The sequence below is a fragment of the Streptosporangium becharense genome, from assembly GCF_014204985.1.
In the GTDB taxonomy this organism is placed as follows: domain Bacteria; phylum Actinomycetota; class Actinomycetes; order Streptosporangiales; family Streptosporangiaceae; genus Streptosporangium; species Streptosporangium becharense.
In genome coordinates, this window is sequence record NZ_JACHMP010000001.1 from 2,829,976 (window position 1) to 2,850,633 (window position 20,658).

Genomic DNA, 20,658 nt, shown 5'->3' on the forward strand with positions numbered 1-20,658 from the left:
TCCTTCGCATCCGACGGGGTCACCGTGCGAACCGGGGAGTGCGCACCGAGCGTAGCGAGATCTTGACGGGATAGCACGGGAGCGCGCCGGACGCTCAAATAAGCACCTATTACGCTCGCCATATCCGAACTGTCGAAGGAAACCAACCTTGACCGATCTTGAACCGCGTCTCCGGACCGTCGCGGTCGTCCTGGCCGGCGGCGTGGGCCGGCGTGTTGGCCTGAACACTCCCAAGCAGCTCCTGGAGATAGGCGGTAAGACGATCCTGGAGCACACGCTCGCCCTGTTCAACGGCGCGCCGGAGATCGATGAGATCCTGGTGCTGATGACTCCGGGCTTCACCGGCGAGGTGGAGCGGCTCGTCGAGCGCAACGGCTACCGGAAGGTCACCGGGGTCCTGGAGGGCGGCGAGACCCGGTCCGAGACCACCTGGCGGGCGCTGCGGGCCCTCGGGCAGGGGGAGTGCGACGTCTTGCTCCACGACGCCGTACGCCCGCTGACCGAGCCGCGGATCATCTCCGACTGCGTGGCGGCGCTGCGGGTCCACCCGGCGGTCGAGGTCGCGATACCGAGCTCCGACACGCTGGTGGTGGTCTCGCGGGGGCCGCACGGGGAGACCGTCCGCGACATCCCCGACCGCGCCGGCCTGCGGCGCGTGCAGACCCCGCAGTGCTTCCGGCTCTCGGTGATCAGGGAGGCGTACGAGCGCGCCTTCGCCGATCCCGCCTTCGGCGACCGGCCGCCCACCGACGACTGCGGCGTGGTGCTGCGCTACCTGCCCGACGTGCCGATCCACGTCGTGCCGGGCAGCGAGCGCAACATGAAGGTCACCCACCCGGTCGACCTCTTCATCGCCGACCAGCTCCTGCGGCTCGCCGCGGCCGAGGCGCCCGCGCCGCCGGACGAGGCCCTGCGCGAGGCCATGGCGGGCCGGACGCTGGTGGTGCTCGGCGGCTCCGGCGGCCACACCGGGGCCGGGGTGGCGGAGCTGGCCGGGGAGCTGGCCGGGCGGTACGGCGCCCGCGTGTTCGCCCTCCCGGAGGGGTCGCGCGTGCAGGACCCCCGGGCGGTGGGCGGCACGCTGGCGCGGGCGGCCGGGGAGACCGGCCGGATCGACTACGTGGCGAGCGTGGCGGGCGCCCCGCCCGGCGACCTCGGGTCGCTGGACGACTCCGCGGTCGCCGAGTGGGTCGGCGCGAGCCACCTGGGCCCGGTCACCGTGGCGAGGGCGGCCCTGCCCCACCTCCGCGAGACCCGGGGCCGGCTGCTGTTCTGCGGCCCCGGCGCGGACGGACGGGCGGGCGGGGATGCCCTGCAGGCCCAGGCCAGGGCCTCGATGACCGCCCTGGCCGGGGCTCTGGCGGGCGAGTGGGCGGCGTACGGCGTCCGGGTCGATTGCGTCGATCCCGCCCCGGCGGCGATCCCCGGCCGGCCCGGCGGGGGACCCGCGGCGGCCCCGCCCTCCCCGCGGGCCGTCGCCCGGACCATGCTGGCCGTGCTGGCCTCGGACGTCACCGGCCGGGTGGTCGGCGTCCACCCGGCCGCGCACTGACCGGGCATCCGGGCCCTGACCCGGGCACCGGCCCCTGAGACGCCACGACTCCGGCGGCGCCGGGCGCGCGGGTCAGGCGCCCGGCTTGCCCTGCTTGGCCAGCTTCCTCGGGCTGGTCAAAAAGCCCCAGCCCCACGACATGTGCATGGTCACGTAGACCACCGGAAGCCGGGCGAGCGCGGGGCCGGGCAGTCCGCTGCCGGTCACCGCGGACCCGGCCACGATCGCCGCCAGGTAACCACCGGGGATCAGCAGGCCCGGCCAGAAGAACGGCGAGACGGCCAGGCCGGCGAGAATGGCCGCCACGGCCGCCGGAGGCGCAAGGTAGCGGAGGTTGATCGTGCCCTCGTGGGTGCGGGCGACCACCCTGCGCCACCGGCCGTAGTGGAAGTACTGCTTGGCCAGGGCCTTGATGTCGGGCCGTGGGCGGTAGGAGACGCGCATGCGGGGCTGGAACCACACCAGGCCGCCCGTCTGGCGGATGCGGTGGTTCATCTCCCAGTCCTGTGCCCTCAGGAAGTGCTCGTCGTAGCCGCCGACCCGCTCCAGCGCCTCACGGCGGAACACGCCGAGGTAGACGGTGTCGGCCGGGCCCGCGGTGCCGCCGGTGTGGAACCGGGCGCCGCCGACGCCGATCTTGGAGGTCATCGCGCGGGCCACCGCCTGCTCGAACGGCGTCACGCCCTCGGCGGCCATGACGCCGCCCACGTTGTCGGCGCCGGTCTCCTCCAGGGTCTCCACGGCGACCTGGAGGTAGTCCTCGGGGAGCATGGCGTGGCCGTCCACCCGGGCGACGATCCCGTTGCGGGAGGCGGCGATGGCGGCGTTGAGCGCGTTGGGGGTTCGTCCGGTGGGGTTCGGGACGACGATCACGCGGGGGTCCTCGGCGGCGATCGCGTCGGCGACCTCCTGGGTGCGGTCACGGGAGGGGCCGATCGCGAGCACGACCTCGATCGGTCCTGCGTACCGCTGCGACAGCACCTGCCGTACGGCTTCCCTCAGGTGGCGCTCCTCGTTCAGCACCGGGATGACGACGGAGACGGGGGGCCAGACACGTGTCTCGGGAGACGACGCCGGCGCGGGCGAGTCGGGGAACTGCTTCATGGCGTCGCTCACGCTACTGTACGAACGGGTAGCTCATCGACCCAGCTGGAGCCGAGGGGGCCACGCATGCGCGACGGGGAAGAGGAGGACTCGGGTGTGCTCGTGGGCGGCGATGCCTACGGAAGCGTCCAGGTCACCCCGAGGCGCGAACGCCGCTCCGTCCGGGGCGCCCGCTCGCGGCGGCGCGGGCTGATCGCCTCCGGCCTGCTCTCCTGCGTCGTCCTCGGCACCTCCGGGGTCACCTGGGGGCTGACGACGTACGCGGAGGAGCGGATCCAGGGGGTCGACGCGGGGGTCTCCGGGCCGGGGCCCACCGGCGCGATGAACATCCTGCTGGTCGGCGTCGACCGGCGCGACAACCTCTCACGCAGGCAGCAGAACGAGCTCAAGCTGGGCCGCGAGAGCGGTCAGCGCACCGACACCATGATGGTGATCCACCTGTCGAAGGACCACCGGAAGGTCACCGTGGTGAGCCTCCCCCGCGACACGTGGACGACGATCCCGGGCAAGGGCGAGCACAAGATCAACGCGGCGTACCAGCTCGGCGGGGCGAAGCTCGCCGTGCGGGCCGTGCAGAACGTCACCGGGCTGACCATCAACCACTACGTCGAGGTCAACGTGCTCGGCTTCATCCACGTGGTGGACGCGCTCGGCGGCATCTCGGTCTGCACCCCGGTGCCGATCAACGACCCCAAGACCGCGCTCGACCTGCAGCCCGGCACCTACTCCCTCGACGGCGTCAAGGCCCTCGCCTACGCCCGCACCCGCGCCACCGCCCGCTCCGACCTCGACCGCATCGACCGCCAGCAGCAGGTGATCTCCGCCCTGCTGAGCCAGGCCCTCAGCGGCGACACGCTCACCAACCCGGTCAAGCTCGCCTCGTTCGTCGACACGACCCTCGGCACGCTCCGGGTCGACGACCCGCTCCGCAAGGACCTGCTCGGCCTGGCCGGGCAGCTCAAGGACGTCTCCACCGACGACGTGTCCTTCGCCACGGTCCCGATCGCCGACGTCGACTACAAGACGCCGACCGGCGAGTCCGCGGTGCTGTGGGACAAGAAGGCGGCGGCTGAGCTGTTCCGCCGGATCGACGCCGACGAGACGCTCGTCGCACCCGCCTCGTCCTCACCGAAGCCCGGTCCCGCGGCCTCCTCGTCGGCCTCGCCGAAGCCTCCGGCACCGACCGTGCCGCCCTCGCGGATCTCTCTGCGGGTGCTCAACGGCACCACGATCGCCGGTCTCGGCGCGCGGGCCAGGACCGACCTGCAGAAGGTCGGGTTCCTGGTGCCCGACGCCGCCGGCGACACCCCGCAGAAGGATTTCACCAAGACCGTGGTCCGCCACGGTCCCGGCCGGGAGGATTCGGCCCGCACGGTGGCCGCGGCGTTGCCCGGGGCCGAGTTGCGGCCGGTCGACTCTCTCGGTGACGGGATCGAAGTGGTCGTCGGCAGTGGTTACACACCGGCGAAGAAGGTCACCGTGAAGGAGCCCGCGGCGGCCTCGCCGAGCGCGACGCCCTCGGCCACTCCGACGGCACGCACCGCGACGCAGAACATCTGCAAAAAGTAAGTCGGACACGTTTCTAGAAAGTACGCATAACAATCTCCCCTCCGGGCACTTAACAGCGCACGGAGGTGATGATCGTGAGTTCGACGTTCGACATCCAAACCTGGCCCAGCGGCCCGTGCATGGTGGTACAGGCCGCCGGCGATCTCGACATGGCGGTCGCGCCCCGGCTGCGCGCGGAAATCGACCAGGTCCTCGACGGCCTGGGCCACCCGTGCCTGGTGATGGACCTGACGCAGGTGCCCTTCTGCGACTCGGTGGGCCTGGGAGTCCTGGTGGGCACCCTCACCCGGGTCAAGGAGGCACATGGTCGGCTCGTGCTCGTGGTGAGCCCGGGGATGATCACCCACCTGCTGACCATCACCAACCTCGACCGGCACTTCGAGATGCGCGGCAGCCTGCGCGAAGCCCTCGACAGCTTCACCCTCAGCCACTCATCCGGCTGACCCGCCCCCGGTCGTCCGACCGGGTTACCCTTTCGTCGCCGTTCTTCCTGCATTTCCTTTTGTTCGTTCTCATCCTTCCCCATCCTTGTCTTCCGGCCCAGCGGTCACTCCCCACCCATCGGGGCCGTCCGATTTCGGTTCCACCTGTTCCCGTTTTCGGGCTGACCAGATAGAAGCGACCGCAGTGAACGTGAGCCATTTCCACAAATGGCTGGCGTATGACCGGCATGAGATCTACACTTCGCTTCGAAGCTACGCGATCACGGAAAGCGATAATTCGCACCATTAGGGAGTATCGTGGCTTCAGGTGAACCGGCCTTCCCCCGCGCCGGCGCGGACGGGCGGCGGCACACCGAGGCCGGGCGCGTCCGAGCGACACTCCCTGGCCGGGCACGTATCTTCACGTGATGCCTGCAGGGAAGTGGGCGATGAAAGCACTACATCTCGTGAGCGAGCGCGCGAACGGCTCCGTGGTCGTCACGGTGACCGGCGAGCTCGACCTGGCCACCCGCCCAGAGCTGGTCGCCTACGTCAGACATGCCGTCGACGTCGACACCGGCACGATCATCATCGATCTCTCCGGCGTCACCTTCATCGACGCCTGCGGCCTGAGCGCGCTGATCGCCCTCAAGCGGTACGCGCGCGAGCAGGGCAGGCCGCTGCTCCTGGCCGGAGCGACGCCCCCCGTGCTGAGGCTGCTCAAGCTCACCAACCTCGACGGGACCTTCACCATGATCTCCCGCCCCGGAGCCGCCGGGGCACCGCCCGTCGGCAGGGCGAACACCGGGCCGGCCGTCCAGACCGGCTGACCGGGCCTCGCCGGCCCCGCCGGCCCTGGCCTCTCATCCGGGGCCGGCCCGGCACCGGCCGCCGATCACCTCCGACTCCCGGCGATCACCTCTTACCGCCGCCGATCGCCTCCTGCCGCCTCCGGGACCGCAAGGCCCGGAGGCGGAACCCGCGAGCCGGAGAACCGCGTCGGCGGCGTCAGCCGGCTCGTCTCTCCGCTCTCTCCGCTCTCTCCGCTCTCCCCACGACCGGCCGGACGACCGGGCGGGAGGGGGGTGCCCCGCCCGAGGCGGCCGTCCCGTCGGAGCCGAGCCGATCCGGGCTGAGCCCATCCAAGGAGCGCTCATCGGGGTCGAACGCGGCCAGCAGGTCGGTGAGCGGCGGGTGCACCCCGGCCAGCCGGATCCGCGCGGGGGCGCTGCGGACGGCACCGGCGAGCAGCCGGACGGCGGAGAGGTCGGCGGAGACCAGCCCCGCCACGTCGAGGGTGACCGGCCCGTCGCCGGCGGCCGCGTCCTCGACCAGGTGCTCCAGCACGGCGGCCAGCGCGTCCCGGTTGGTCTCGTCGGCCTCCCCTGCCAGCGTCAGCCCGGCACCGGTACGGCGTACACGCAGCAGCGGCTCCCACTCCTCAGTGGCCCCCGCCCCGGCCCGCGCCGTCCCGGGGTGGGCCGCGCCGAGGCGCTCCAGCTCGGCCGCGGTGAACAGGCGGCGGTCATAACAGCACAGCGCGATGGCGTAACCCTCGGAGAAGACGCGGTTGGCCTGCGCCTCGTACCGGGCGAGCCGGGCGAGCTGGTCCGTCCCCGGCTCCGGACCGATGATCCATCCCATGTCGATCGCCACCCGCAGACCGGCGTACCCCTGCTCGCGCGCGTTCTCGATCGCCGTGCTCCACGCCTCCAGCGCCCGTTCGGCCTCGAACGCGCCGCCGGAGGTCAGGTGGGACTCGTTGGCGATGGCCACCTGCAACTGACCGCTGTGCTGCGGCCCGGCGACCTCCACGCCGTACGCCTCCAGCGCCACCAGGAACGCCCGCGGCAGGAAGGTGTCGGTGAAGTACAGCACCTGGTGGTTCTGACTGACACCGGTTCGGACAAAACGGACCAGGGCCTTCAGATGCCGCTCATGGTCATCGAAGGTCCAGCACACATGATCACCCGGTACGAGCCGGTCGACGGTTTTCGGGTCTGCCACTGGCTACCCACTCTGTAGGCGGACATCTCGGCGCAGCAGCGAAGTTCGCAGGCCCCGAAGACCGGCGACCAATGCCGCGTTCCGCCTCTCTCGACCTCCACCGTAAGACACCCGCGCTCCGGCGGCCAAACCTCGAACGGCGCCGGCCGGTGCCACCGGGCCGTCGCCCACCGTGAAACAGATCATGAGGCCATGCGGTCGACACTCATGACAGCGACCATACACAGAGCCCCGGACCGACGTCACCGCCGCCACTCCACCGGGCCCCGACGGCCGCCCGCCGCCGTCGCCGGAGTCGATGTCCGTACCCTCTCCTCCGGCGCCTCCCGGCAGGGCCGGGAGACGCGATCGGCTTCGGTGAGGCGAAGCGGTCACGCGTCCCGCGGATGCGGCTCCGTTCCGTCCCCGCTCCGCGTCCCGCGGAGCGGGGACGGAACGGAGCCGCCACGACGCTCACCCCGAGGCCGGAGAAGCCGCAAGACGATCCCGGCGGAACGCGGTTCCCGCTGCTCAGATGCCTACTTCAGCAGCTGGCGGGCCATGACCAGGCGCTGGATCTGGTTGGTGCCCTCGTAGATCTGGGTGATCTTGGCGTCGCGCATCATGCGCTCGACCGGGTAGTCGCTGGTGTAGCCGTACCCGCCGAGGAGCTGGACGGCGTCGGTGGTGATCTCCATCGCGGCGTCGGAGGCGGCGCACTTGGCGGCACTGGAGAAGAAGGTCAGGTCCGCCTGCGGCTCGCCGTGCATGGCCAGCTCCGACTTGGCCGCGGCGGCGTAGGTGAGCTGCCGGGCGGCCTCCAGCTTCATGGCCATGTCGGCGACCATGAACTGAACGCCCTGGAAGTCGGCGACGGCCTTGCCGAACTGCTTGCGCTCCTTGACGTAGCCGATCGCGTAGTCGAGCGCACCCTGGGCGATGCCGAGCGCCTGGGCGGCGATCGTGATGCGGGTGTGGTCCAGGGTGGCCAAGGCGGTCTTGAAACCCGTGCCCGGCTCGCCGATCATCCGGGAGGCGGGGATCCGCACGTCGTCCAGGATGACCTGGCGGGTCGGGGAGCCCTTGATGCCGAGCTTGCGCTCCTTGGGACCGAAACTGACGCCCTCGTCGCCCTTCTCCACGACGAACGCGGAGATGCCCCGGGCCCCGACGCCCGGCTCGGTGACGGCCATCACCGTGTAGTACTCCGACACCCCGGCGTTGGTGATCCACATCTTGGTGCCGTTGAGCACGTAGTGGTCGCCGTCGGCCACGGCGCGGGTCTTCATGGCGGCGGCGTCGCTGCCCGCCTCCGCCTCCGACAGCGCGTAGGAGAACATCGCGTCCCCCCGGGCGACCGGCGGCAGGTAGCGCTGCTTGAGCTCCTCGGAGGCCGACAGCAGCAGCGGGACGGTTCCGAGCTTGTTGACCGCGGGGATCAGCGAGGACGAGGCGCAGGCCCGCGCCACCTCCTCGATGACGATGACGGTCGCCAGCGCGTCGGCCCCCGACCCGCCGTACTCCTCGGGAACGTGCACGGCGTGCATGTCGGCCGCGACCAGCGCCTTGTAGACGTCGGCGGGGAACTCCCCCGTCTCGTCCGCTTCGGCGGCACGCGGGGCGATCTTCTCATCGGCGAGGGCGCGGACCGTCTCGCGGAGCATCTGGTGCTCCTCCGGCAGCGCGTAGAGAGGGAAGCTCATGGGCAAATACTAGGACGTCCAACAAAGCGTGGAGCGCTCCACCCCAGGTGACGTATGCCGCCGCTGTTTACGCAGGTGGCAAAGTGGGAGAATCGAATGCCGGTACGCTGACGGCAAAGAACCGGGCAGTACCGAAAGGAGCACCAGTGGCCTACCGCCTCACCATGGTGGGAACCGGATACCTCGGTGCGACGACGTCCGCATGCATGGCCGAGCTGGGCTTCGAGGTCCTCGGTCTCGACGTGGACGCGGAGAAGATCGGCCGTCTGCAGGCCGGCGACCTGCCCATCTACGAACCGGGCCTGGAGGAGGTCCTGCGGCGCAACCTCGCCAACGGGCGGTTGCGCTTCACCACCTCCTACGAGGAGGCCGCGGAGTTCGGCGATGTGCATTTCCTGTGCCTCGGCACCCCCCAGAAACCCGGCGAGTACGCCGCGGACGTGTCCTACCTGGACGCCGCGGTCGAGGCACTGGCCCCCCACCTGCGGCGGGAGTGCCTGGTCGTCGGGAAGTCCACCGTCCCGGCCGGCACCGCGCAGCGGCTGGCGGACAAGCTCGCCAGGCTGGCCCCCATCGGAGCGGGCGCCGAGCTGGCCTGGAACCCCGAGTTCCTCCGTGAGGGCTTCGCGGTGAAGGACACCCTGGAACCCGACCGGATCGTGTTCGGCGTCGCCTCGGAGCGGGCCGAGAAGATCCTGCGCGAGGTCTACGCCCCCCTGATCGAGGCGGACGTCCCGGTGGTGGTCACCGACTACCCGACGGCCGAGCTGGTCAAGGTCGCCGCCAACGCGTTCCTCGCCACGAAGATCTCGTTCATCAACGCGATGGCCGAGGTGTGCGAGGCCACCCACGCCGACGTCAAGCAACTGTCGCTGGCGCTCTCCTTCGACGACCGCATCGGCGGCAAGTTCCTCAACCCGGGGCTGGGTTTCGGCGGCGGCTGCCTGCCCAAGGACATCCGCGCCTTCATGGCCAGGGCCGGTGAGCTCGGCGCCGACCAGGCGCTGACCTTCCTCCGCGAGGTCGACGCGATCAACATGCGCCGCCGGGCCCGGATGGTCGACCTGGCCCGCGAACTGGCCGGCGGTTCCTTCCGCGGCTGCACGGTCACCGTGCTCGGCGCCGCGTTCAAGCCCAACTCCGACGACATCCGCGACTCCCCCGCGCTCGACGTCGCCGTCAAGATCGGCCAGCAGGGCGGCAAGGTCACCGTCTACGACCCCGTCGCCCAGGAGAACGCCCGCCGGGCCCACCCCGAGCTCTCCTACGGCGACTCCGCCCTGGAGGCGGCCCGCGACGCCCATGTCGTGCTGGTGCTCACCGAGTGGCAGGAGTTCGTCACCCTCGACCCCGAGGAGCTGGGTTCCGTGGTGGCCTCCCGCAAGATCGTCGATGGCCGCAACGCCCTCGACGCCGAGGTCTGGCGTGCCGCGGGCTGGCACTACCGCGCGCTCGGCCGCCCCTGACCCCGTCCTTCACGAACCGGCCCGCCCCTGACCGTCTCCGCGTCGTGGCCCGAGCCGTCTCATGCCGACGAGACGTCCCGGGCCGGGACGCGGGGACGATACGGGCCGGGTACGGGTCTGCGACGAGCTGACCGGCCAGTGAGGAAACACACGGTGGGATTCCAGCTGAGCTGCTACTTCACCCTCGACGCCGGGGTGCTCCCGTTGTTCGAGCGGGTGATACCGGGCGGATCACGGTTCGTCATCCCCGTCGGCGGCGACGGGCTGCCCGCCGGATGGGTGCTGCCGACGCCCTGGCGCCTGGAGTACGACCTCGGCGGCACACCGGCGATGGCCGGGGACGTGGTCGACGACGCAGCCGTCGACGCGTGGCGGAAGGCCGCGGGCGTCCCCGGGACACCGGACCCGCTCGACGCCTTCGACGACCTGGACCTGCAACTGGCGTCGCTGCTCAGCCTGGCGGCACCCTCCGGTGTGGTCGTCATCGACGACGACACGTTCGGCGGGCTGCGGTTCAACGAGTACGCGGCGGTGTGCGTCTCGGGGCGACTGCGCGCCGCCGGTGGAATCGACTTCGCCGACGGCGGACGCGGCGCGGGCCGGGCGTTCGAGCTGCGTGACGGCGCCTACCACCCGGTCACCCCTGCGGAGGCCGATCCCGTCACCCGGTGCGCAGCCGTGCTCGACCGGCGGTTCGCCGGTGTGTCCTTGTTCGAGGGCTACCTGCCGCGCAACGCCGAGCCGGGTTTCCACCGGGACCGCCTCCCCCCGGCCGACGGCCCGCTCCGGCTCCCCCCAGGGACGGTCGAGGAGTGGGGGCCGTACTTCCCGCTCCTCACCCGGCACCACGGCGGCTGACCCCGTCGGCGTACGGGTCTGAAGCCGGGGCCCGACGGCGGCGAAGCCCCGGCCTCACCGCGGGGTCAGTTGTCGAACTCGCCGAGCTTCACGCCGCCGACGAAGGCGTCCCATTCCGACTGGGTGAAGAACAGCTTGGGCCCGTCGGGGTTCTTGGAGTCGCGCAGCACGTAGAGGGGGCCCGACCCGGCCTTGTGCCCCTCGTCGAGCCCGTCGACCACCGCCACCTCCACGCAGTCGCCACCGTTGTCGCTGCTGAGGGAGGCCTTACGCCAGACTGCCGTGCTCAGGTCTGCTTCCATGCCGTCATCACCTTCGTCATGAGGTCGATGCTCGCTCGCGGGGGCAGGGCCTCCGTCCGCAGCTCTTCGAAACGGGTGCAGATCTCCGCCACGTCTCGGGGATGGTCGGTGACGTGCCCCTCGACGGCGCAGTCCACGTACACAGTATCCGGGGAACCATCGACGCTGGCTATCACAAAAGCTCCACTCAGGCCGGCTGTGACAGTGACGTCCGCAGGCACGATCTGGACAGAGACGTGACGGCTCTCCATGGCCGCCAAGACCGCCGCAATCTGTTCATGCATGATCTCCGCACCCCCGATTCGCCGATGGAGGACGCCCTCGTCGATGACCGCCCATAGCAGGGGCGGACGTGGGCCATGGAGGAGATCCTGGCGCTGGATCCGGGCGGCGGCCAGTTCTTCCGCGCGTTCCTGCGGAACCCCGCGTCGCCCCATCAGTAGAGCCCGCGCGTAGTCGGGCGTCTGGAGCAGACCCGGAAAGACCAGAGGTTGCCAGCTCTTGAGAGTGTGGGCCTCGCGTTCGATCTCCACCCACGGCCTGAACCACGACGGATAGGCCGCCTGGGTGAGCAGCGGCCAGACCCGCATGAGCATCCCCCCGGTGTTCAGCGCCCGGTCGCAGCGCTCGGTGAAGTCCCTGGACGGGTTTCGCCTAGCGGTCTCGACCATGCCGACCAGGGCTGTCGAGTAGGCGATCTCCTCGGCCAGTTGCTCCTGCGTCCAGCCCGCCTGGTCACGCAGACGGCGCAGCTCGGCGGCGTAGAAGGTCAGCGGGGTGGACCCATGGTCGAGCTCACGCGAAGGGGGCATGGCGAACTCCTCTCGTCACGTCGGATCACCACCGCGATCGACCGGGATCACGGCCGCGAAAGTGGTAACCGTTCCATGACTCACGGTATTGGAAGCAGGTCATCCTGGAGGCGCATCCCGGAAACCGCAGGCACCGGGGCCCGGAACCACCCGCCGCATCCCACAGCCCACCGCCTCCGGCCGGGCACGGTCCACCGTGTCCGCTCCGGCGCCGGCGGCAACCTCTCGACACGGAGCCGATCATGACCGTCACCGACGACGCCGCAACCGTCGCGATCGACCATCTGACACGCCTGGGTGAGCTTCTCAACCGGCAGGATCTGCTCGCGCGGGTCCGTGTGGCCCACCGCCGTCCTCCGGAGCTGCACGTCGTCAACCCGGAGGCTCCGGTCCTCTTCGAGAGCGTGCACGCCGCACCGCACCGGGGGGACTGGTGGTACTGGTGGTCGTGGGCCGAGCCGATCGTCCCGGCCGCCGACCTGGAGACGGCCGCCTCCCGCGTCCGCCACGTCCTCACCCCGCAGGGACGATGAGAACCGTCGGCCACGCAGGTCGGCCAGGGGCCGCCCGCGCAATGAGTCCGCGCGGCGCGAGAGGCACGGCGGGGGTGCCGTGCCGTGATCCCCCGGAGGCATCTCCGCCCCGGCGACGCGGCGTGCTCCTAGGGCGTGGCCTCCGAGCTGATCCGGTGTTCCGCGGGCCGGTCGCCGTCGCCCGCTCCGACGCTTCCGAAAACTGCGAGTACCGCCATCGTGACCCCGAGGGCGGCGCGTATCGCGTTCCTCATGGTTCAACCTCCAAGAATCTTGGAGTTTCCCCTTCCCGACAAGTCCGGGCATATCCGCAGGTCCGCCGGAGGCCGGGCCCGGCGGGACGGCAGAAGAGGAGGTGAGGGCGGAGAAAAAGGCGGTGAAAATTCCTCGGCGGACGGCCTCAGACACCCGACCGGATGACACCGGCCCGGCCTGACCGACAGGCATCACACGCCCGCTCGACGGCCTCGGCTCCCACCCCGGCGCCGTCAGGCACCCGCTCCGGCGGCCCCGGCACCAGCCACGACGACGTCAGGCACCCGCTCCGGTGGCCTCGGTCCCCACTCCGCCGCCGTCAGGCGCCCGATCCGGCTGCTTCCGCACCCAGGCCGGCCGCCTCGGCGCGGAGCCGGGCACCCTTGGCGTACGCCTGCTCCTTGAGAGCGCGCTGGAAGTCCTCCATCTTCGCCCGCAGGCCCTCGTCGGCGGCGGCGAGGATCCGTACGGCCAGCAGGCCCGCGTTGCGGGCACCGCCGACGGCGACGGTCGCGACCGGAACCCCGGCGGGCATCTGGACGATGGAGAGCAGCGAGTCCATCCCGTCGAGGTACTTCAGCGGGACGGGGACGCCGATCACCGGCAGCGGGGTCACCGAGGCCAGCATGCCCGGCAGGTGGGCGGCTCCCCCGGCACCCGCGATGATCACCTTCAGCCCGCGTCCGGCCGCCTGCGCGCCGTAGGCGATCATCTCCTCGGGCATGCGGTGCGCGGAGACCACGTCGGCCTCGAAATCCACCCCGAACTCTGCCAGCGCCTCGGCGGCCAGCCGCATCACGGGCCAGTCGGAGTCACTGCCCATGACGATGCCGACGGTGCTCATACGATCCCTTCATCCCTTTCGTCGTACGGCCCGGAGGCCATCCGCCCCACGGCCCGCAGGCCGCCTCGTCCTACGGCCCGCAGGCTCCTTCGTCCTACGGCCCGCGGGCCGCTCTGCCGTACGGCCCACAGGCCGCGTTCTCCGTGCCGCCGGGCCTCGCACACCCGGTCCGGCCGGCCCGCTCAGGTGTAGCGGCCCTCGCACAGGTAGACGGCGGCGTGCCGGGCACGTGCCCGGACCTCGTCCACGTCGGTGCCCAGGGCGGTGACGTGGCCGATCTTGCGACCGGGCCGCACCTCCTTGCCGTAGAAGTGGACCTTGATGCCCGGGTCGTGGGCCATCACGTGCTCGTAACGGGAGAAGACGTCGGGGTCGTCGCCGCCCAGCAGGTTGGCCATCACCACGACCGGCGCGCTCGGTGCGGGCGAGCCCAGCGGCAGGTCGAGGACCGCGCGCAGGTGCTGCTCGAACTGCGAGGTGCGGGCGCCGTCGATGGTCCAGTGGCCGCTGTTGTGCGGACGCATCGCCAGCTCGTTGACCACGAAACCGGAGGCGGTCTCGAACATCTCCACAGCGAGCAGGCCGGTGACGCCCAGTTCCTTGGCGATCCTCAGGGCGATCCCCTGGGCCACCGCGGCCCGCTCGGGGTCGAGCCCCTGCGCGGGGGCGATGACCTCGACGCAGATGCCGTCGCGCTGGACGGTCTCCACCACCGGGTAGCTGACCCCCTGCCCGTGCGGCGACCTGGCGACCAGCACCGCGAGTTCCCGCTCGAACGGCACGAACGCCTCGGCCATCAACGGCACGCCGGAGGCCAGGACCTCGGCGGCGTCGTCGGCGGAGCGGCAGACCCAGACCCCGCGTCCGTCGTAGCCGCCGCGCACGGCCTTGAGCACGACCGGCCAGCCGTTCTCCGTCGCGAATCCCTCGATGTCGGCGGACGTCTCGACGCGCCGCCACGCGGGGCACGGGACGCCGATCGCCGTCAGTCGCTCGCGCATCACGGCCTTGTCCTGGGCGTGCACGAGGGCGTCGGCGCCGGGGTGGACGGCGAAGCCGTCGGCGGCCAGGGCCCGGATGTGCTCGGTCGGGACGTGCTCGTGGTCGAAGGTGACCGCGTCACACCCCTTGGCGAGGTCACGCAGGTCGGGCAGGGACCGGTGGTCGCCCAGCCGGACGTCGGCCACCACCCGGGCGGCGCTCTCGTCGGGCGAGCCGGCCAGGACCCGTAGCTCGACTCCGAGGGCGATGGCCGCCTGCTGGGTCATCCGGGCCAGCTGGCCCGCTCCGATCATGCCGACGACGGGACCGCGGGGGCTCTCCGGGGAAGTGCTGCTCACGCCGGTCGAGTCTACCGGCCCGGATTCGGGCCCCGACCAGCGACGAGACCCACCGATACGGGATATCTCGTGAAATGTTCTTGACTGACCACTGTGTACAACAGGGGGGCAACATCACACAGGTCTCCCCGGCGCACCGGTAGCCTGACCGCATAGTGTTCGAGGTCCTCCACGTGGCGGATCAGCGGCCGACCTCCGAAAGGACCGTGCAGGAAACGTGCAGTTTCTCCGACACGCCTACCAGCGAATCATCGCCCTGGCCCATGAGCTGGCGAAGTTCGGCGTCATCGGGGCGATCGCGTTCGTGATCGACACCGGCGGCACCAACCTTCTCCGGTTCGGCCTGGACGTGGGCCCGCTGAGCTCGAAGGTCATCGCCACGGTCGTCGCGGCCACCGTCGCCTACGCCGGCAACCGCTACTGGACCTTCCGGCACCGCGAGCAGAGCGGGCTCGCCCGCGAGTACTTCCTGTTCTTCGTGCTCAACGCCGTCGGGCTGCTGATCTCGCTGCTGGTGATCGGCTTCGTCACGTACACCCTCGGGCTGGAAGACCCGGTGAGCTACAACATCGCCATGCTGATCGGCACCGGTCTGGGCACCCTGTTCCGGTTCTGGTCGTACAAGAAGTGGGTCTTCCTCCCCGGCGCGGAGCCGGTCCCGCCGGCGCCGAACGCGGGCAGCCAGGTCAACGGCCACGTCTACCTGCTGAACAAGGCCGCCGAGGACAGCACCTCCCCGACCCGCCGGTAGCGCGGGGCCCGCCGCGCCGCCACGCCGGTCCTTCAGTCAAAGTCTCCCCGCCGGTCCTTCGGCCGAAGCCGCTTACCACGCGACCGCCCGGCCGGTCTCAGGCCGGGCCGCTCACCACGCGGTTCCTGCCGCTGTCGCCGACCTGGCGCAGGAAGAAGGCGAACGCCGCCGGCCGGGGCCGTACGAGCTCCAGGCGTCCGCCGTCGGCGGCGGCCAGTGCCCGGGCGAGGGGCAGGCCGAGACCGGTGCCCCCCCGTCCGCTCACGTTGCGTTCGAACACGCGGGGGGCGAGCTCGTCGGGGATGCCGGGGCCCTGGTCGGCCACCTCGATGACGATCGACCTGTCCTTGTCGCTGGTGGTCACCGTGACCGTGCCGCCGCCGTGCTCCAGGGAGTTCTCCAGCAGGGTGGAGACCACCTGGCTGATGCCGCCGCTGGTGCCCAGCGCCTGGAGTTCGCGGGTCCCGGCGAGTTTCAGCTTCCGGCCCACCCGGCGGAAGGCCGGGCCCCACTCGATGAACTGCTGGTCGAGCAGCGCGTCGAGCTCGATGACCTCGGCCTGCGCGTGGCGCTGCCGCCTGGCGGCGGCGAGCAGCTCGTCGATCACCGCGGTGAGGCGTTCGGCCTGGACGATCGCGGCCTCGCCCTCCTCCTTGACGATCGCGGGTTCGTGAGCCGCGGCGACGATCTCCTCCAGCCGCATGGTGAGGCCGGTGAGCGGGGTGCGGAGCTGGTGCGAGGCGTCGGTGGCGAACTCGCGCTCCCGGGAGAGCAGGTCGGAGATGCGGGTGGCGCTGCGGTCGAGCACCTCGGCCACCCGGTCGAGCTCATGGATGCCGTAGCGGTGTTTGCTGGGCCGGGCGTCGCCGGAGCCCAGCCGCTCAGCGATCATCGCGAGGTCGCGGAGCGGGAGCGTCAGGCGGCGGGACTGGACGATGGCGAGCCCGACCGCGACCGCGAGGGCGGCCGCGGCGAGCCCGAGGATGAGCAGGAGCCACGCGCGGACCTCGTGCTCGACCTCTGTCTTGTCACGGCTGACCACGATGTACACGCCGCTCTCGGACAGCGCGTCCTCGGTCATCTTCTGACTTTCGGCCGGTGCGGTGCCCACCGTGATCAGCTGGTCGGGGGTTCCCCGGGCGTAGATCTGGATGTACCGATCGGGGTACTTCTGCTCCAGCTGCTGGTCATCGATGGGCTGGTCCTTGATCCGGGCGTACTCCACCTCCTGCAACAGGTTCTTGGCCTGCGAGGAGAGCTCCTGCGTCGCCTCCTCCTCGATGAGCCGGTCGACCGCCACACCGAGGGGGATGCCGAGCAGCAACACCGCGATGACCGCGACGAGGAGAGTGGAGGAGAGCAGTCGGCGGCGCATTCCCTACTCGCGTTCGAACCTGAAGCCGACCCCTCGAACCGTCGTGATGTAACGCGGCTTGGCGGCGTCGTCGCCCAGTTTGCGGCGCAGCCACGAGATGTGCATGTCCAGGGTCTTGGTGGAACCCCACCAGTTGGTGTCCCACACCTCGCGCATGATCTGCTCTCGGGTGACCACCTTGCCGGCGTCGCGTACCAGCACACGCAGCAGGTCGAATTCCTTGGTCGTCAGATGCAGCTCCTTGTCGCCCATCCAGGCGCGGCGGGAGTCGGCGTCGATCCGCACCCCCTGCACCACGGGCGTCTCGGACGTGCCCCGCCGCAGCAGAGCGCGCACGCGCGCCAGCAGCTCGGCGAGACGGAAAGGCTTGGTGACGTAGTCGTCGGCCCCGGCGTCGAGACCCACGACGGTGTCGACCTCGTCGACCCGGGCGGTGAGGATCAGCACGGGAGTGCCGTGGCCCTCGGCGCGGATGCGCCTGGCCACTTCCAGGCCGTCCATCTCGGGCAGCCCCAGGTCGAGAACGATCAGGTCGATGCCACCCGACAGAGCCCGCTCCAGAGCCTGCGGGCCGTCGGGGCTCACCTCAACTTGATAACCCTCGCGGCGCAGGGCTCGCGCCAGTGGCTCTGAGATCGAGGTGTCATCCTCGGCGAGTAGTACACAGGTCATGTTGCGATCGTAGGACCTTAGGGGATCGTTTCCCCGGCGCAGCGCGCGGTTTGACTCGTCGTTGACCTATCCATTGACCTGGGCAAACACTGATAAATCCCGGATAGTCATCCCGCAACGGCCGAGGGGCGCGGAGTACGGCTCCCACCTCGGAAGTTCCTGGAAAGCACAGCCTCTCTGCGAGGGTAACCGACAGAACAGAACACGCCCAGCCAGAGAGGGTCTGGCGGGCGTGTTCGGGACAATTCACCCTGAACGTGTCAGCGGACGCGCTCAGGAGGCCGACGGCGGCTCCGCGTAGCGCGCGAGGTAGAGCTGCTCGCCGAGGCTGTCGATGAGCCCCAGTTCGGTCTCCAGGTAGTCGATGTGGTGCTCCTCGTCCTCGAGGATCTCCTCGAAGAGACGCGCCGAGGTGTGGTCGCCCTTCTCGCGCATGAGGACGATGGCCGGTCTGATCCGCCTGACCACCTCCAGCTCGACCTCCAGGTCGGCGCGGAGCTGCTCGGCGACGGTCTGGCCGATGTGGAGGGTGCCGAGCCTCTGGTAGTTGGGCAGGCCTTCAAGGAAGAGGATGCGGTCGGTCAGCTTCTCCGCGTGGCGCATCTCGTCGATGGACTCTTCGCGGGTGTACTTCGCCAGCTTGGTGTATCCCCAGTTCTCCTGCATCTTGGCGTGCAGGAAGTACTGGTTGATCGCGGTCAGCTCGGCGGTGAGCTGCTCGTTGAGAAGTTCGATGATCTGCTTGTCGCCCTGCATCGGCGGGCTCCTCGTGCTATGCGGTCGGCATCAAATTTTCAGACCGCTTCAGGATCGCACAAATCTTGCGCACGCAAGAAGCGCAGTCGCCACCGGCACCCGTCGCGTCACGAATCTGTCGTGCGCTCTTGGCTCCTGCCGCGATGCAGTCGTGCACCTCGTTCTCGGTTACCGCGCGGCAGACGCATACATACACGGGGGTGCGACCTTTCGAGGAGCTTAGCATAGGTAAGGCACACCTAAGGTAGCTCATTCGGTTAGGCTTGCCTACGTGAACTAGGACACAAAACCGTAATCCCTCTGTCTTGATCACAAATCTCCCGGGAAATTCCCGGCACGAGATTCCCGGCGCGGTATTCCCATCGTGCGATCCCCTCTCGCGAACGCCCGCGAACGCCCGCGAACGGCCCGGAAACACGTCCGCGCGCCCCGGCCGGAACCGGGACGCGCGGACGGAGGCATGCGGACAGCGGACGCAGGCATCGAGGCATGCGGCCGGCAGACACGCAGAGCGAGAGAGACGGGCGGAAAAGGCGCGACGGCCGGGCCCGCCTTCCTTCAGGCGCTCAGTGCCCCCTGGCCAGCCACTCCTCCAGGTGCGGGGCCTCGTCGCCGATCACGGTGGAGTCGCCGTGGCCGGTGTGCACCACCGTCTCCGGCGGCAGGGTGAGCAGCCGCTTGGTGATCGACTCGATGATCGTGTCGAAGGAGGAGAACGACCGCCCGGTCGCGCCGGGACCGCCCCGGAACAGGGTGTCGCCGGTGAAGACCGCCCCCAGCCGCGGGGCGTGCAGGCAGACCGCGCCGGGCGCGTGGCCCGGGGTGTGCAGCACGGTCAGCTCGATCCCGCCGGCGGTCAGCACCTGGCCGTCGGCCAGCGGGGTGAAGGACCGTCCGGGGTGGACCATCTCCCACAGCTCCCGGTCGTCCGGGTGCAGCAGGATCGGCGCGTCCACCCTGGCGGCGAGGTCGGCCGCGGCGTTGATGTGGTCGTTGTGCGCGTGGGTGCACACGATCGCGGTCACCCTGCGGTCGCCGACCCGCTCGGCGATCGCGGCGGCGTCGTGCGCGGCGTCGATGATGAGCACCTCGCCGGCCGAACCGACCAGCCAGACGTTGTTGTCGACGTCCCAGGTGCCGCCGTCGAGGGAGAACGTGCCGGAGGTGACGACCTTGTCGATCACAGGACCACCACCGAGCGCAGCACCTCGCCGCGGTGCATCTTGGCGAAGGCGTCCTCGACGTCGCCCAGGCCGATCGTCTCGGAGACGAACCGGTCCAGATCCAGGCGGCCCTGCAGGTACAGGTCGATGAGCATCGGGAAGTCGCGGCTGGGCAGGCAGTCGCCGTACCAGGAGGACTTCAGCGCGCCGCCGCGGCCGAAGACGTCCAGCAGCGGCAGCTCCAGCGTCATCTCCGGGGTGGGCACGCCGACCAGCACCACGGTCCCGGCCAGGTCGCGGGCGTAGAAGGCCTGCTTGTAGGTCTCCGGGCGGCCGACCGCCTCGATGACCACGTCCGCGCCGAACCCGCCGGTCAGCTCCCGGATCGCCTCCACCGGATCGCTCTGGCGGGAGTTGACCGTGTGGGTGGCGCCGAAGTCCGTGGCCCAGCCGAGCTTGCGGTCGTCCACGTCCACCGCGATGATCTTCGAGGCGCCGGCCAGCGACGCCCCCAGGATCGCCGCGTCACCGACCCCGCCGCAGCCGATCACGGCCACACTGTCGCCGCGGGTCACGCCGCCGGTGTTGATCGCCGCGCCGATGCCCGCCATCACCCCGCAGCCCAGCAGCCCGGCCACCGTCGCGGCCGCCGCCTGGTCGACCTTGGTGCACTGTCCGGCCGCGACCAGGGTCTTCTCGGCGAACGCGCCGATGCCCAGCGCCGCAGACAGCTCGGTGCCGTCCTCCAGGGTCATCTTCTGCGTGGCGTTGTGGGTGTTGAAGCAGTACCACGGGCGCCCGCGCAGGCAGGCGCGGCACCGGCCGCACACCGCCCGCCAGTTCAGGATCACGAAGTCGCCGGGGGCGACCTCGGTGACGCCCTCGCCGACCGCCTCGACCACCCCGGCGGCCTCGTGGCCGAGCAGGAACGGGAAGTCGTCGTTGATCCCGCCCTCGCGGTAGTGCAGGTCGGTGTGGCAGACCCCGCACGCCTGGACGGTGACCACCGCCTCGCCGGGGCCCGGGTCGGGCACGATCACGGTCTCCAGCGAGACCGGCTCTCCCTTGCCACGCGCGACCACGCCTTGCACGGTGTACGGCATTTGCTGCACCTCATCTGGTCTTGAACTCTGCGGGCCCCACGAGCCCGCCTACGGTCGAACAGCCTGCGGAAGCGTGCCCTGTCTCAATGATT

The 20,658-nt window shown here is 70.6% G+C and carries 21 protein-coding genes; 8 read left to right on the top strand and 13 right to left on the bottom strand.

Annotated elements, in window-relative coordinates; all coding sequences use genetic code 11:
• Window positions 1-148 precede the first annotated feature (148 nt).
• Window positions 149-1,552: a bifunctional cytidylyltransferase/SDR family oxidoreductase gene (locus F4562_RS12045; protein WP_184538643.1), complete on the top strand. Its 1,404-nt coding sequence runs from the start codon at window positions 149-151 to the stop codon at window positions 1,550-1,552.
• Between the two features lie 72 nt (window positions 1,553-1,624).
• Here the strand turns inward: F4562_RS12045 and F4562_RS12050 are convergent, their stop codons facing one another.
• The gene (locus tag F4562_RS12050) at window positions 1,625-2,656 is read right to left on the bottom strand and encodes a glycosyltransferase family 2 protein (RefSeq protein ID WP_184539572.1); all 1,032 of its coding nucleotides are present in this window, start codon (window positions 2,654-2,656) and stop codon (window positions 1,625-1,627) included.
• 66 nt (window positions 2,657-2,722) lie between these two features.
• Between F4562_RS12050 and F4562_RS12055 the strand changes: the two genes are divergently transcribed.
• From F4562_RS12055 to F4562_RS12065, 3 genes are all read left to right on the top strand, one after another.
• Window positions 2,723-4,225: an LCP family protein gene (locus tag F4562_RS12055; RefSeq protein ID WP_184538640.1), complete on the top strand. Its 1,503-nt coding sequence runs from the start codon at window positions 2,723-2,725 to the stop codon at window positions 4,223-4,225.
• Window positions 4,226-4,299: 74 nt separating this feature from the next.
• Entirely contained in the window at window positions 4,300-4,668 is a 369-nt protein-coding gene (locus tag F4562_RS12060; protein WP_184538638.1) for an STAS domain-containing protein, read from the top strand.
• Between the two features lie 428 nt (window positions 4,669-5,096).
• The gene (locus tag F4562_RS12065) at window positions 5,097-5,477 is read left to right on the top strand and encodes an STAS domain-containing protein (protein WP_184538636.1); all 381 of its coding nucleotides are present in this window, start codon (window positions 5,097-5,099) and stop codon (window positions 5,475-5,477) included.
• 178 nt (window positions 5,478-5,655) lie between these two features.
• On the opposite strand, the gene F4562_RS36300 is transcribed toward F4562_RS12065, so the two are convergent.
• A complete protein-coding gene (locus F4562_RS36300; protein ID WP_184538634.1) occupies window positions 5,656-6,654 on the bottom strand; it encodes an MEDS domain-containing protein in 999 nt (332 codons plus the stop codon).
• 518 nt (window positions 6,655-7,172) lie between these two features.
• Window positions 7,173-8,336 (bottom strand): acyl-CoA dehydrogenase family protein, encoded by a 1,164-nt coding sequence (locus F4562_RS12075; RefSeq protein ID WP_184538632.1) that lies wholly within the window; start codon window positions 8,334-8,336, stop codon window positions 7,173-7,175.
• Window positions 8,337-8,500: 164 nt separating this feature from the next.
• Here F4562_RS12075 and F4562_RS12080 point away from each other — a divergent pair, with 164 nt between their 5' ends.
• Together F4562_RS12080 and F4562_RS12085 are read left to right on the top strand one after the other, a co-directional pair.
• A complete protein-coding gene (locus F4562_RS12080) occupies window positions 8,501-9,802 on the top strand; it encodes a UDP-glucose dehydrogenase family protein (RefSeq protein WP_221206395.1) in 1,302 nt (433 codons plus the stop codon).
• Window positions 9,803-9,955: 153 nt separating this feature from the next.
• On the top strand, window positions 9,956-10,660 hold the full coding sequence (locus F4562_RS12085; RefSeq protein WP_184538628.1) for a hypothetical protein: 705 nt from the start codon (window positions 9,956-9,958) through the stop codon (window positions 10,658-10,660).
• A gap of 65 nt (window positions 10,661-10,725) precedes the next feature.
• On the opposite strand, the gene F4562_RS12090 is transcribed toward F4562_RS12085, so the two are convergent.
• Together F4562_RS12090 and F4562_RS12095 are read right to left on the bottom strand one after the other, a co-directional pair.
• Window positions 10,726-10,962, bottom strand: a complete 237-nt coding sequence (locus F4562_RS12090) for a DUF397 domain-containing protein (RefSeq protein ID WP_184538626.1) — start codon at window positions 10,960-10,962, stop codon at window positions 10,726-10,728.
• Window positions 10,947-11,774, bottom strand: a complete 828-nt coding sequence (locus F4562_RS12095) for a helix-turn-helix domain-containing protein (protein WP_184538624.1) — start codon at window positions 11,772-11,774, stop codon at window positions 10,947-10,949. Before F4562_RS12095 ends, F4562_RS12090 begins: the two co-directional genes overlap by 16 nt.
• Before the next feature lie 242 nt (window positions 11,775-12,016).
• Between F4562_RS12095 and F4562_RS12100 the strand changes: the two genes are divergently transcribed.
• Window positions 12,017-12,307: a hypothetical protein gene (locus tag F4562_RS12100; protein ID WP_246473411.1), complete on the top strand. Its 291-nt coding sequence runs from the start codon at window positions 12,017-12,019 to the stop codon at window positions 12,305-12,307.
• Between the two features lie 574 nt (window positions 12,308-12,881).
• On the opposite strand, the gene purE is transcribed toward F4562_RS12100, so the two are convergent.
• Entirely contained in the window at window positions 12,882-13,406 is a 525-nt protein-coding gene (purE, locus tag F4562_RS12105) for a 5-(carboxyamino)imidazole ribonucleotide mutase (RefSeq protein WP_184538622.1), read from the bottom strand.
• A gap of 182 nt (window positions 13,407-13,588) precedes the next feature.
• A complete protein-coding gene (locus F4562_RS12110) occupies window positions 13,589-14,701 on the bottom strand; it encodes a 5-(carboxyamino)imidazole ribonucleotide synthase (RefSeq protein ID WP_184539568.1) in 1,113 nt (370 codons plus the stop codon).
• A 262-nt stretch (window positions 14,702-14,963) separates the two neighbouring features.
• Between F4562_RS12110 and F4562_RS12115 the strand changes: the two genes are divergently transcribed.
• Window positions 14,964-15,497 (top strand): GtrA family protein, encoded by a 534-nt coding sequence (locus tag F4562_RS12115; protein WP_184538620.1) that lies wholly within the window; start codon window positions 14,964-14,966, stop codon window positions 15,495-15,497.
• Between the two features lie 97 nt (window positions 15,498-15,594).
• Here F4562_RS12115 and F4562_RS12120 read toward each other — a convergent pair whose 3' ends face one another.
• From F4562_RS12120 to F4562_RS12145, 6 genes are all read right to left on the bottom strand, one after another.
• Window positions 15,595-16,872, bottom strand: coding sequence for an ATP-binding protein (locus tag F4562_RS12120; RefSeq protein ID WP_184538618.1), 1,278 nt, complete (start codon window positions 16,870-16,872; stop codon window positions 15,595-15,597).
• 3 nt (window positions 16,873-16,875) lie between these two features.
• Window positions 16,876-17,544 (bottom strand): response regulator transcription factor, encoded by a 669-nt coding sequence (locus tag F4562_RS12125; RefSeq protein ID WP_012888073.1) that lies wholly within the window; start codon window positions 17,542-17,544, stop codon window positions 16,876-16,878.
• Between the two features lie 273 nt (window positions 17,545-17,817).
• Window positions 17,818-18,300, bottom strand: a complete 483-nt coding sequence (gene bfr, locus F4562_RS12130; RefSeq protein WP_184538615.1) for a bacterioferritin — start codon at window positions 18,298-18,300, stop codon at window positions 17,818-17,820.
• Between the two features lie 16 nt (window positions 18,301-18,316).
• Window positions 18,317-18,553, bottom strand: a complete 237-nt coding sequence (locus F4562_RS12135) for a (2Fe-2S)-binding protein (protein ID WP_312872110.1) — start codon at window positions 18,551-18,553, stop codon at window positions 18,317-18,319.
• Between the two features lie 313 nt (window positions 18,554-18,866).
• Window positions 18,867-19,484: an MBL fold metallo-hydrolase gene (locus tag F4562_RS12140; protein ID WP_184538611.1), complete on the bottom strand. Its 618-nt coding sequence runs from the start codon at window positions 19,482-19,484 to the stop codon at window positions 18,867-18,869.
• Window positions 19,481-20,566, bottom strand: a complete 1,086-nt coding sequence (locus F4562_RS12145) for an S-(hydroxymethyl)mycothiol dehydrogenase (RefSeq protein ID WP_184538609.1) — start codon at window positions 20,564-20,566, stop codon at window positions 19,481-19,483. The genes F4562_RS12140 and F4562_RS12145 overlap by 4 nt, the downstream gene beginning before the upstream one ends.
• Between the last annotated feature and the right edge of the window lie 92 nt (window positions 20,567-20,658).